The following is a 10,915-nucleotide window of genomic DNA, read 5'->3' on the forward strand; positions in this document are numbered from 1 at the left end:
GTCTTTTCGTGTATAGACAGAAGGGGGAACTCAAGTGAAGCAGGAACAGAATGGCAAGCAGAAGCGCTTCCTCGTCCTCGACGGCAGCAGCCTGATCTTCCGTGCCTTTTACGCACTGCCGGGTCTCAGCGACTCGCACGGCCAGCCGACGGGGGCCATCTTCGGCTTCTCGAACATGCTGACGAAGCTCATGGCCGAGCAGCAGCCCGACCTCATGGTGCTGGCCTTTGACAAGAGCCGCCACACCTTCCGCACGGAGCGCTATGCCGACTACAAAGGCACGCGCGACAAGACGCCGGAGGAACTCCTCTCGCAGTTCCCGCTTTTGCGCGAGTTCGCCGCGAACATGGGCATCCCGTTCCTCGAGAAGGACAACTACGAGGCCGATGACATCATCGGCACGCTCGCGACGCAGGCTGCGGCCAAGGGCTACGATGTGCGCGTCATCACGGGCGATCGCGACGCCCTGCAGCTCGTGCGGCCGAATTTGCGCGTCCTCCTGACGAAGAAGGGCATCTCGGAGATCAAGGACTACGACACGGCGGCCTTCGAGGAGGAGTACGGCTTTGAGCCGCTGAAGCTCATCGACCTCAAGGGACTCATGGGCGATACGTCCGACAACATCCCAGGCGTGCCGGGCGTCGGCCCCAAGACGGCCTCAAAGCTGCTGCTGGCCTACGGCTCCGTCGAGAATGTGCTCGCGCATGTCGGGGAAGTCTCCGGCAAGAAGCTCAAGGAGAACCTGCAGACGTATGCCGACCAGGCGCGCCTCTCGAAGGAGCTCGCGACGATCGAGCTCCATGTGCCGGACCTTACTTTTGCCGAGGAGGACTACCGCATCCAGCCCGACATGGAGAAGATGCAGGCCTTCTGCGACGACCACGAGCTGCGCGCCGTCTGGCGCAACTTCGAGCGACTCTATGGCCCGGCAGAGCTGGCGCTTGACCTCGATGGGGGAGAAAATGGTGTAGCCGCACAGGACCTCTCCTACGACCTCTGGGATGAAGCGGCCGTCAAGACTGCGGCCAGGGCACCGTATCTCGCCGTCTCGGGCATCTTCTCGGGCCTCGCGCCGTTCGCCTCGCTCGAGGGCCTCGCCGTCGTAGCGGGGCCGGACGCCGAGAAGGCAGGCTTTGTGGCGAGAGACAGCGCGGCCTTCCCCGCGCTCTTGCAGCTGCTCGAGTCGGACCAGCAGGCCGTCGTTTTCGGCCTCAAGCGCTACGACCAGGCCGGCCTTCGGGGGCAGAAGGCCTTCTTCGATGTCGAGCTCGCTGCCTATCTCCTGGAGCCGGAGCGCTCGAAGTACGCTCTCTCGGAGCTCTCGCAGAAGTACCTGCAAGAGGCGGCACCGGAGTCGTTTGACGACGAGAAGGCACAGGCCGTCTGGGAGGCGAAGGCCATCAGCCGCCTCTACCCGCTGCTTGGCGCGAAGCTCGAGGAGGAGAAGCTCACGCATCTCATGGATACGATCGAGCTGCCGCTTGTCGAGGTCCTCGCCGCGATGGAGCAGAACGGCGTCTACGTCAACCGCGCGCATCTCGCCGAAAAGACGGAAGAAGTCGCTGGCCGCCTGCAGAAGATCGAAGCCGCCATCTACGAGATGGCGGGCCACGACTTCAACCTCAACTCGCCCAAGCAGCTCGGCGTCGTGCTCTTCGAGGAGCTCGGCCTGCCTGTGCGCAAGAAGACAAAGACAGGCTATTCGACGAACGCCGAAGTGCTCGAGAGCCTGCGCCTCGAGCACCCAATCATCGAGCAGATTCTCGCTTACCGTCTCTGGAGCAAGCTCAAGTCGACGTACCTCGACGGCATCGCGGGCCTCATCCGCACGGATACGGGCCGCGTGCACACGAACTTCAACCAGACGGTCACGGCGACGGGCCGCCTTTCAAGCTCCGACCCGAACCTCCAGAACATCCCCGTGCGCACAGAGGAGGGCCGCATGATCCGCGCGCTCTTCGAGCCGGGCGAAGGGTACGATTGCCTCTTGTCGGCCGACTACTCGCAGATCGAGCTGCGCCTGCTCGCGCACATGTCGGGCGACGAGAACTTCATCGATGCGTTCAAGCGCGGCCAGGACATCCACGCGCGCACGGCCGCCGAGGTCTTCGGCATCCCCCTGGATGAGGTCACGCCCGAGCTGCGCCGCCACGCGAAGGCCGTCAACTTCGGCATCGTCTACGGCATCAGCGACTTCGGACTCGCGCGCAACCTGCACATCTCGCGCAAGGAAGCGGGCGACTACATCAGCCGTTACTTCGAGCGCTATCCGGGCGTGCGCGCCTTCATGGACAAGGTCGTCGCCGAGGCGCACGAGACGGGCTATGTCACGACGATGTTCGGCCGCCGCCGCGAGCTGCCCGCCATCAAGAGCCGCAACTTCAACCAGCGCATGCTCGCCGAGCGCATGGCGATGAACACGCCGATACAGGGCACGGCCGCCGATGTCATCAAGCTCGCGATGATTGCCGCCTACCGCAAGCTCAGGGAAGCGGGCCTCAAGAGCCGCATCCTGCTGCAGGTCCACGATGAGCTCGTGCTCGAGGTCAGAGAGAGCGAGCTCGAGACGGTGCAGGCCATCCTGCACGAGGCGATGGAGCACGTCGTCTCCCTCTCTGTGCCGCTCTCCATCGATGTCCACTGGGGCCGCAATTGGGCCGAGGCGAAGTGAGGGAGTTCTATGCCAGAGTTACCAGAGGTCGAGATTATCCGCCGGTATCTCGATGACGCGCTGCGCGGCCGCGTGATCGAGTCGGTCACCATCCTGCTGCCGCGCCAGCTGAAGCACCCGGATCCCGAGGCGTTTTGTGCGCTCGTCCGGGGCCAGCGCATCGAGAGAGTGGCGCGCCGCGGCAAATACTTGCTCATCCATCTGCAGGAGGGCGGCCATCTCGTCTTCCACTTGCGCATGACGGGCAGCCTCGTCTACGAGCCTCAGGGCACAGCGGCGGAGACCGGCCATACGCGCATGGTCTTTTCTCTCGCGGGTGGCGGGGCGCTGCGCTTCTCCGACATCCGCACCTTCGGCTGCGTCTACGGCTTTGCAGCAGGCGAGGAGATTGCCGTGCCGGGCCTTCAGTCGCTCGGCCCCGAGCCCTTGTCGGATGATTTCACATCATCGTATCTCGCCGCCGCCCTCAAAGGCCGAAAGCAGCCCGTCAAGTCCTTCCTGCTCGATCAGCGCCGCATCGCCGGGCTCGGCAACATCTACGCCGACGAAGCCCTGTTCCTCGCGCGGATCGACCCGCGCCGCGCGGCAGGCAGCCTGAGCGCAGCAGAGTGCAGGCGCCTGGCAGAAGCTGTCCGGAAGGTCCTGCGCGAAGGCATCGCAGACGGCGGCACGACCTTTCGCGACTACCGCAACGGCGCGGGCGAATCCGGCCACCATCAGGAGCACCTCTATGTCTACCATCGCGAGGGCAAACCGTGCCCCGTCTGTGGCAGGCCTGTCGAGAAGACCACCGTCGGCGGCAGAGGCACGCATTTCTGTCCGTATTGTCAGAGCTAGGGAAAAGGATTTTGCAGGAGATACTTTCATCATTTTTTTACAATTGCCTGCTACTATCATCTTATCCATTGTTTGATTTTTATTTTTGAGAAGGGGTGGAGCGCTATGAAACGCATCGGTCTGACGGGCGGCATCGCGAGCGGCAAGAGCACGGCCTCGGCCATCCTGCGCCGCTTCGGGGCATCCATCATCGATGCCGACGCCATCGCGCACCGGCTCATGGAGCCGGGCGGTCCGCTCTACGAGGCGTATCGCGCGCACTTCGGCGCAGGCGTCATCCGGCCGGACGGCCAGCTCGACCGCCGCCGCATCGGCCGGATTGCCTTTGCCGATCCCGCCGAGAAGCGCTGGCTCGACGCGGCGGCACATCCCGTGATCCGCGCGGCCATGCAGCAGGAACTCGCAGAGGCCGAGGCAGCAGGGGAGCCCGTCGCCGTCCTCGACATCCCGCTGCTCTTTGAGACGGGCTGGCAGGCGCATGTTGACGAAACGTGGCTCATCGACGTGCCGGAGCCCCTGCAGCTCGCACGCCTCGAGAAGCGCAATCACTACAGCCGCGAAGAGGCGCGCTTGCGCATTGCCGCGCAGATGCCGCTCACCAAGAAGCGCCAGCTGGCCGACGTCATCATCGACAACAGCGGCACCGAGCAGGATCTCGCCGAGAAGCTGCGCCGCCTCTGGCAGAGTCAGCCGGGCCAGGCCGCAGCCGATGATGGGGTTGGCAGGGAAGCGGAGACAGCAGGAAGCAGGAAAGGAAGAGACTCACGTTGAAACGATCTGATTTTCTCGAACGCGTCGAGGCGGCGCGCCGGTCGCTGCACCACAAGTACCTCTGCGCGATCGTGAGCACGGCCGTCTTTCTCGCGTTCGCGATCTACCTGACCTTCGCGTCAGAATCCTTCCAGCGCCACTACCTCTACCCGTTCCCGTACCGCGACGCCGTAGAGACGTACGCCGACCGCTACCGCGTGGACCCGTATCTGGCCATCGCCGTCATCAAGACCGAGAGCAAATTCCAGGACGACGTCCACTCGCACCGCGGCGCCATCGGCCTCATGCAGCTCATGCCCGACACAGCTGAGTGGATCGCCGGCCAGCTCGAGGACCCCGCGTACTCCGTCGAAGCCATCCACGAGCCCGAGCGCAACATCCGCTACGGCATCTGGTACCTGAGCAGCCTCCAGCACGAATTCGGCGGCAACGACGTCCTCGCCCTCGCCGCCTACAACGCCGGCCGCGGCAACGTCCAGGAGTGGATCCGCGACAACGGCTGGCCCGCTGACTTCCACGACATCGACGCCATCCCCTACCAGGAGACCCGCGAATACGTCAAAAAAGTCCTGCTGACCGAACGCAAATACCGCACCCTCTACCCGGACCTCGACGACAGAGCAAACTGAATCAAGCAGTAAAAGCAAGCGCCTTCAAGGGAAACACCCCTTGAAGGCGCTTTTTCATGCCATTTTTGTATCATCATGGATGGATTTTCAAATGCCTGTTCTATGTGTCTTGACAGTTGTAAATTGCTGTGGCATACTGAATCGGTACGAATATTAAAGGAGGCATCTTGATGATAGACCATATCTTAGGGACGCTCTACGGCATGGCTCTGGGCGATGCGATGGGCATGCCGTCGGAGCTGTTGAGCAGGTGGCGGATTCGAGAGATCTTCGGGCGGATTACGACGTTCGAAGATAGTCCGGAGGAGAATCCGGCGGCGATTGATATGACGAAGGGGCAGTTCACGGATGACACGGCACAGGCGCTTGTCATCCTGGATTCGCTCAGGGAGAACGACTTTGTGCCGGACAAGCAGATCATTGCCAAGAATCTGATTCAGTGGGCGCTTGACACGGATGCATTCTCGAAGAACATCCTGGGCCCGAGCTCGAAGGCCGCACTTCATGCGATTCAGGCAGGCGAGGACCCGGGGCCGCATACGGTGAAGGCCATCACGAATGGTGCAGCGATGCGCATTGCGCCGGTTGGCTGTCTGTTCAAGAGCACGGACCTGCCCAAGCTGGCCAAGTTTGTCCTCGGCGTCAGTGAAGCGACGCACAAGACGGACGTGGCACTCGGCAGTGCCGGCATGGTGGCTGCTGCCGTCAGTGCAGCGGTGGAAGATCAGTCATGGGATGCAATCATGCAGGCTGCCTCAGATGGCTATGATCTGACGGCGGCCTATGGTGCAGAGACGTATAGCGCCTCGCCGAAAGCTCGCCTGCAGGTGGCCATGGAACTGGCCAAGCGCCATGCGGATGATGAAGAAGCGTTCTCACTGAGCATCTATGAGACCGTCGGCACGACGACTTTGGCAAGCGAAGCGGTACCGGCTGCACTTGGTATGGCTTATTACTACCGCGACCCGGAGGTGTGCAGCCTGGCATGTGCGAACCTCGGCGGCGATACGGATACAATCGGCGCGATGGCTGTCGCGATTTGCGGGGCCAAGGCCGGTGCCTCGGGCATCCCATCAGAGCGCATTGCGGTGCTCGACAAGAACAATTCGGTCGATTTCCACGCCTATGCGGACAGCCTGCTGCGCCATCGCGGCCATGTGGGCTGAGCCGGTTACGTTTGACGGCTGTATTCTTGTATGATAGAGAACAGGAGGTTTTCTCATGGATTCCGAAAAAGAAACAACGTTCCTGCCGCCGGAAGAGCGCACGGACCGGCCTGGCAGCTTGTTCTTCCTCTACTGCGCGGCTAATATCGGTATTCTCGGTCTGGTATACGGTGCCATCATCGTCGGCTTTCATCTGAGCTTTTTTCAGGCCATCCTTGTCACGGTCCTCGGTTCTTTCTCCTTTGGCCTTGTCGGCCTCATGAGTCTGGCTGGACGTGATACGGGGACAGTTACCTTTGTCCTGTCCCGTGCAGCGTTCGGCTTCAAGGGCAATCTGATCCCAGCCATTGCAGCACTCGTCTCGCATGCAGGCTGGCTGTCCATCAACGTCTGTACAGGAACCTTGACCGTCCTGGCGCTCTTCGTGACCTGTGGTCTTGTGAATTCGGCCTTGACCATGGCCATCGCCCTGGCGATTTTTGTTGCCCTTGTCCTTGTATCGGTGCTGTTCAGCCATGAGATGCTGATTCGCATGCAGACCATCTGCACCTATCTGTTCGGCTTTTTGACACTGGTCATTCTCGTGATCATCATTCCTCAGACAGACTGGGCCAGGCTCGCGGCGATGCCGAGCGGTGACTGGCTCGGCAATTTCCTGCCGGCACTGGCTTTCGTCGCAGCTGGTACGGGCATCGGCTGGACGAGCTATGCCGCAGACTACAGTTGCCACCAGGACCCGAAGAATTCGCGCAGCAAGGTTGCCTGGGCCGTCACGCTCGGCGGTGCCATCCCGCTGATCCTCATGCTGGGCGTCGGCATCCTGCTCTCGACGCAGGTACCGGACCTCGCGCAATCGGCCAATCCGATTGAAGTCATCAAGGGCGCGCTGCCGACGAATCTCGCTATCATCTACTACATCACAGCAATCGGCGGACTGACGCCGCAGTGCTTCCTCGGCCTCAAATCCTCGAAGCTCGTCCTCAAGGCCGCACACCTCATCTGGGATGATAAGATGATTCTCGTGTTCCAGACAATTATCGTCACGGTCATCCCGGCCATCATCCTCTTCATTGCGCAGGATTTCCAGGGAACGCTGGAAGGCTTCCTCGGTATCATCGGCAAGCTGCTGGCCGCCTGGTCGTCCATCTTTCTCGTCGATTATCTGATGCTGCGTTGGAAGCAGGGCTACAGCAAAGAGCTGCTGACAAATCCGGCTTACAACAGTATCAACTATAATGGCGTCATCAGCTGGATTGTCGGCTTTGTCGTCGGCATGCTGTTCTCGAAGACCTTCATCTTCACCGGCCCGTTTGCGACAGGCATCTTTGCGGGAAACAGCCTCAATGTCCTGCTGACGCTTGTCGTCAGCGGCGGCCTTTACTTCATCCTGACGCTCTGCCATCCGCAGAATAGAGCAGCGTAACGAAAGGCGGTATTGCGATGGAAGGGAAACAACCTAAACGTATTTTGGTCTTGGGCTCGGCTGTCATCGATGTCGTCATCGATATCGAGCGCTTGCCCCGGGCGGGAGAAGACATCCCCGGCATCCAGAAGGGCATGATTGTCGGCGGCTGCGCGTTTAACGTTTCGAAAATCCTGGACGGCCTGCAGATGCCGCATGATCTCTGTGTTCCCGTGGGGCAGGGCATGTACGCGGACCGCATTCGGCAGGCGTTGCAGCAGGGTGGCCATGATGTCTTGATCGAAGATGACCGCTGTGACAATGGCTACAGCCTGTCCCTCGTCGAGAAAGACGGGGAACGCACTTTCATTTCAATCGATGGTATCGAGACGAAGTGGCAGGATGCCTGGTTGGCAGGCCTTGAGGCAGCGCGTTACGATTACATCTATGCATCCGGCTACGGCTTTCAGGATGGCAATACGAGTGGGGACGTCATCATGCGCTTCCTGCGCCGCAAGAAGCCAGACTGCCGTCTTGTCCTCGATCCGGGCCCGCGCCTCTTGGGCAAGCAGTTTGAAGAAGAGCTGTTGCAGATGGGAACCATCCTCGAGATGAATCAGGCAGAAGCAAAAGCCATGGGCCATGCAGATGACGTTCGTCAGGCCGCTAGGAATCTGCAGAAGCGCACCGGTCAGCCTGTCATCGTCACAATGGGCAGGGCAGGCACCATGTGCTGCACATCGGACGGAGCGGAAATCATTCCCGCCGTGCCGGTCAAAGCAATCGACACCATCGGCGCCGGTGACTCGCATACAGCGGGCTTCCTTGCTGCACTTGCGCAGGGGAAGACATTGGCAGAAGCTTGCGCAGATGCCAACCGCGTCGCAGCGCGCGTCGTACAGCATGTCGGCTGCTCGTTGCAGTGATACCGCACCCTCTACCCGGACCTCGACGACAGAGCAAACTGAATCAAGCAGTAAAAGCAAGCGCCTTCAAGGGAAACACCCCTTGAAGGCGCTTTTTGCATGATGATGCTATCTATCGGCAGGGTTTTATTAAAAAATGGCGAATAGAAATAGATGCATTGATTATGATGATATCATGAAAAACTTTGTGAGATGGATGGACAAGGCAGAGTTTACGCCTACTGGGGTGACTTTCGATATTGGCAGGACTTGTATGCAGGCCATCATGAAGTATGTTCATGGTACTGAACCATTGCATTGTGGAGGCGCATCTGAATTTGACAATGGAAATGGCTCCTTGATGAGGATTTCACCGATGGTGATTTATCTGCATCATCGATGTGGCGATTCCTTAGACTCTGAAGGGATTGCATTTTAGTTGACACTCCCCACGGCTAAATCCAGGGGGAGTGTCAAATTCGTAATGGCTGATACTACTATTGATTGTGCACTAGCGGGGGCAGGGAAATGGAACTGAAGAAAATCGAATACAAGCTGACGGTCTGCAAGGTGGCAGATGCATCCGAGATCGATATGGCCGCTAATTTTTACTTTGTCGGGAAAACGGATGAAGAAGTGTCGCTGGTGTGCAGGACAGAGGACACACCTGCAAAGACGGTAGAACGGGATGACGGGTGGAGAGGATTCCGCATTCAAGGCGTCCTTGACTTTTCGCTTATTGGCATCTTGTCGAAATTGTCCGGGATCCTTGCCGAACATGAGATCGGCATCTTTGCGATATCCACGTACAATACAGACTATATCTTGGTCAAAGAAGAAAACTTTGCGCGGGCATTGAGCGTCTTGGCTGCGGAAGGTTATCGCGTCGTATGATTTCCGGGTGTTAGGGAAATGGGGGATGCGAGCATGACAATCCATTCCTTGAAATATATCGTTGCGGTGGCCGAGGCGGGGTCCATCACGGAGGCAGCGAAAAAGCTGCATATATCCCAGCCCAGTTTGTCGGCGGCTGTGAAGGACGCAGAACGGGAAGTCGGATTCAATATATTCACGAGGAGCCGCAGCGGCATCGCTTTGACAAAAGAAGGCGTGGAATTTTTGGGTTATGCGAGACAAGTGATCCAGGAGATGCGCCTTCTGGAGGACCGGTTCATCTTGAACCAGCCGGAGAAGCAGCGCTTCTGTGTCTCGACGCAGCATTACACGTTCACGGCCAATGCCTTTGTGGAGATGGTCCAGGAGTTTGGGCGGGAGCGATTCGAGTTTATCCTCAATGAGACCCAGACCCATCAGATTTTGGAGGATGTGAAGAACCGCTTCTGCGATCTGGGCATCCTCTATCTGTGCGGCAGGAATGAAGCGTTCCTGCGGAAGACGATGGATGAGATGGGGCTGCGCTTCCAGGAACTGTTCACCGCCGCTCCGCATGCCTTCCTCCGGGCCGAGCATCCCCTGGCGGGGAGAGCATCGGTTACGCTGAAAGACCTGCAGCCATATCCGCGCTTGAATTTCCTTCAGGGGAACTATGAGTCAGCCGATTTTTCAGAGGAACCGTTCAGCACCGTGTTCGCAGAGAAGGAAATCCGTGTCAGCGATCGGGCGGCTATTGTCAACCTGATGATTGGGCTTGACGGATACACCATATCAACTGGGATCTTTCCGGAATATCTTCAGGGACGGCAGATCATTTCCGTACCGCTGGCGGAGCAGGAAACGATGCACATCGGTTATGTCCTTTGCAAGGAGCAGGGCCTGTCGTCGTTAGGGCGCATCTATGTGAATGCCTTGAAAAAATACGCTCGCGGATGAGCATAGGACAAAACTATGTAAATCCATACGAAATATGTGTTACCTATGAAATCTCGTTTTGCAGTATGATGGTATCAAGATTGCGAAAGGAGATTTTGGTATGCTTGGATATGTGTTAGCGAATTTTTTTGTATATGCCGGTGTGAATGCATTTACACCGGGACCCGGGAATATATTGGCACTGAATACCGTGACCAATTACGGATGGGGAAAGGGGAAGCCGCTCTTTTTCGGGATATTCGCGGAACACAGGGGTGTTCAAAATCCCTGCTATCATTCGATTGTATCAAATACGGACACCTTTGAGAATACAGATGAGTCTATATAGTTTGGAATGAGCTGTTTTTTAGGCAAGATAAGTTTTTAACATCCGGTCAACTACCCGCGACTGAAGTCGCGAGCTTGAGGGAATCTTTCGATACCTCAATTTGCTTAGATAGGCCAGGCTTACTGCATTCGCAGTCTTGCGAGGTACAGCAGAGGTCCGGTAATTACCAAAGCCATTAGCGTCCGCAAGTTGCCAAACGGACAAGATAGGTTTGCATCAATGCATGGATACGAGCTTTGCTTTGGCTCGCGCTAGGATGTTTTTGGCCGCATTCACGTCGCGAATGTGGTGTATCCCACATTTCGGGCAGATCCACTCGCGGTCCTTGAGCGTCAGTTTCTCTTTGCCGCTCATGATATGGCCACAAGCGTGGCAG

11 protein-coding genes are annotated in these 10,915 nt (G+C 58.4%); 10 read left to right on the forward strand and 1 reads right to left on the reverse strand.

All coding sequences use genetic code 11. From position 1 onward, the window contains the following. Positions 1-34 precede the first annotated feature (34 nt). The 10 genes from polA to T518_RS03895 all read left to right on the forward strand — a co-directional run bounded on the left by polA (position 35) and on the right by T518_RS03895 (position 10,211). Entirely contained in the window at positions 35-2,671 is a 2,637-nt protein-coding gene (polA, locus tag T518_RS03855) for a DNA polymerase I (protein ID WP_036375441.1), read from the forward strand. A gap of 9 nt (positions 2,672-2,680) precedes the next feature. Beyond that, on the forward strand, positions 2,681-3,508 hold the full coding sequence (gene mutM, locus T518_RS03860) for a bifunctional DNA-formamidopyrimidine glycosylase/DNA-(apurinic or apyrimidinic site) lyase (RefSeq protein ID WP_036375443.1): 828 nt from the start codon (positions 2,681-2,683) through the stop codon (positions 3,506-3,508). Between the two features lie 105 nt (positions 3,509-3,613). Further along, positions 3,614-4,279 carry a dephospho-CoA kinase gene (gene coaE, locus T518_RS03865; protein WP_081828409.1) on the forward strand — a complete coding sequence of 222 codons (666 nt, stop codon included), beginning with the start codon at positions 3,614-3,616 and terminating at the stop codon, positions 4,277-4,279. Then, the gene (locus T518_RS03870; RefSeq protein WP_081828410.1) at positions 4,276-4,908 is read left to right on the forward strand and encodes a lytic transglycosylase domain-containing protein; all 633 of its coding nucleotides are present in this window, start codon (positions 4,276-4,278) and stop codon (positions 4,906-4,908) included. The genes coaE and T518_RS03870 overlap by 4 nt, the downstream gene beginning before the upstream one ends. A 170-nt stretch (positions 4,909-5,078) precedes the next feature. Next, entirely contained in the window at positions 5,079-6,074 is a 996-nt protein-coding gene (locus T518_RS03875) for an ADP-ribosylglycohydrolase family protein (protein WP_036375446.1), read from the forward strand. Between the two features lie 55 nt (positions 6,075-6,129). Beyond that, positions 6,130-7,497 (forward strand): purine-cytosine permease family protein, encoded by a 1,368-nt coding sequence (locus T518_RS03880; protein WP_036375449.1) that lies wholly within the window; start codon positions 6,130-6,132, stop codon positions 7,495-7,497. Positions 7,498-7,514: 17 nt separating this feature from the next. After that, complete coding sequence (locus tag T518_RS03885; RefSeq protein ID WP_036375452.1) at positions 7,515-8,402, forward strand: PfkB family carbohydrate kinase; 888 nt, start codon at positions 7,515-7,517, stop codon at positions 8,400-8,402. A gap of 136 nt (positions 8,403-8,538) precedes the next feature. Further along, on the forward strand, positions 8,539-8,820 hold the full coding sequence (locus tag T518_RS11550) for an ADP-ribosylglycohydrolase family protein (RefSeq protein WP_081828411.1): 282 nt from the start codon (positions 8,539-8,541) through the stop codon (positions 8,818-8,820). A gap of 89 nt (positions 8,821-8,909) precedes the next feature. Next, a complete protein-coding gene (locus T518_RS03890; RefSeq protein WP_036375455.1) occupies positions 8,910-9,275 on the forward strand; it encodes an ACT domain-containing protein in 366 nt (121 codons plus the stop codon). A 48-nt stretch (positions 9,276-9,323) separates the two neighbouring features. Then, positions 9,324-10,211 carry a LysR family transcriptional regulator gene (locus T518_RS03895; protein ID WP_248617153.1) on the forward strand — a complete coding sequence of 296 codons (888 nt, stop codon included), beginning with the start codon at positions 9,324-9,326 and terminating at the stop codon, positions 10,209-10,211. A 544-nt stretch (positions 10,212-10,755) separates the two neighbouring features. On the opposite strand, the gene T518_RS11555 is transcribed toward T518_RS03895, so the two are convergent. Beyond that, on the reverse strand, positions 10,756-10,915 hold a 160-nt coding region (locus T518_RS11555), incomplete at its 5' end, for a zinc ribbon domain-containing protein (RefSeq protein WP_155948064.1).

The organism is Mitsuokella jalaludinii DSM 13811, assembly GCF_000702905.1.
GTDB classification, from domain to species: Bacteria; Bacillota; Negativicutes; order Selenomonadales; family Selenomonadaceae; genus Mitsuokella; species Mitsuokella jalaludinii.